This is a genomic window from Cupriavidus sp. 05T313 (assembly GCF_056396665.1).
Genome location: NZ_JBFTLX010000503.1, coordinates 1 through 1498 on the forward strand (window position 1 = coordinate 1; position 1498 = coordinate 1498).

Below are 1498 nucleotides of genomic sequence, written 5' to 3' on the forward strand. Positions count from 1 at the left end.
CGCCCCGCCAACCAGCGGCGATATCACTGCGCCGGTTGCGCCGCCAATCGCCCCTGACGCACAGTCCCCGCTGCCGGCCGCGCCCGCGACACAGCCGAGCGCCGCATGGCTGAGAATGTTCTGGAAGGAGCCTGGATCGGTGTTCGCACCGATACTATTGGCTCCCAGCGCCGCCGCCTGTGCCACCAGGCTGCCCTTGAGCGCATTGCCGAAGCTGCCACCGTTGAACGCCGTACTGACGCCAGCATTGATCAAGCCCGTGCCMACGAAGCCCRCGGCTTGCTGAGCGAGCGTCCCCGTCGCGCCATCCTGCGCCGCCTGCAAGACACCACCGATGCTGTTCGTGCCAGCGAGGTTTGCCAGGGTACTCGTTCCCTTCAGGGACTCCCCCCATGCACTCACCCCGAAGCTGCTGCCGTCGAAGGTGATGCCATTGGTCAAGCCGGCCGTGATCGCGCCAATGGCACCCGCGGTTGCCAGCTTCCCGAAATYCAGGCCCTGCCCCGAAGCAAGTTGGCTGAAGGCACTGCCCGCCATGCTCGAGAGCGCGGCCACAGCCATCGCCTGGCCGAGCGTCAGCGTCGAGAGGGTCGCGCCCAGGGCGGTTGCCGCAGCCCCCGCCGTCRCGATCGAGATGGCCACCGCGGCYACCATCATCACGATCTGGGCTAGCGGCCCGAACCCCTTCTTCTCCTTGATGAACCGCGTGTGGATGTCGTCGGCKACCGTGCCCTCGGTGTAGTTCAGCCCGAGRTTGGCCTTCAGCTGATTGACTAGAGCCACGGTTGCGGCCTCGTCCACCCTGCCGTCGGCGCCGCGAATCAGGAACGCATCGTTGACCGCATTGATGCTGTCCGCCTCGATGTTCATGTGCATTGCGCTCATGAACCCGCCCGGCTGCACCACCGTCCCGGTGATCACGCTCCAGCCGCCCTGCACCCGGTAGGCCGACGTGCCGATGTCCACCATGTTGGGGGCCGCATCGATACTGCCCGCCTTCACGTTCAGCGTGTCGCCCGCCGTGATCACCCCGCTGTTGCGCAGTTGGCCCGCGATGTCCAGCGAGACGTTGTCGCCGGCGATGGTGCCGCCGGTCGGCTTGGTCAGCGCCAGCGCATAGCCTTCCGGCAGGTACACCTGCGGCACCAGTGCATTGACCGTCTGGCACGCCGTGCTCGCTACGTGCCGATCTCCCCGCCAGAAGCGACGAATCCAGCCGAAGCGGGGTTCGTTTGATACTGCTTGTCGGCTACAGACGGATCTTTATTTCATACTCTGGCCCCAGCTCCATTCTTAACCGGTCGGCAAGAAGATAACCTTCTTGCTTGAACTGGGCCTCCACCGCGGCATTTTCGAATCCGGAATCCGGCGGATAGTCCATGTTTAGGGTTTCGTCGTACTGGCGTGCCCAATTGGCAAGCTTCGTCTTAAGGTCCTGCCAGATTGGCAATCCCTCCGGATCAATATTGCCGACCTCGCCGGGCGATGCCTCCCACAG

The 1498-nt window shown here is 64.5% G+C and carries 2 protein-coding genes; both read right to left on the minus strand.

The annotated features are described in order from the left end of the window. Window positions 1–1137 (minus strand): DUF637 domain-containing protein (locus AC1DKD_RS41245; protein WP_477144748.1); only part of this gene is annotated, 1137 nt, incomplete at its 3' end. Between the two features lie 112 nt (window positions 1138–1249). After that, window positions 1250–1498 (minus strand): hypothetical protein (locus AC1DKD_RS41250; protein ID WP_477144749.1); only part of this gene is annotated, 249 nt, incomplete at its 5' end.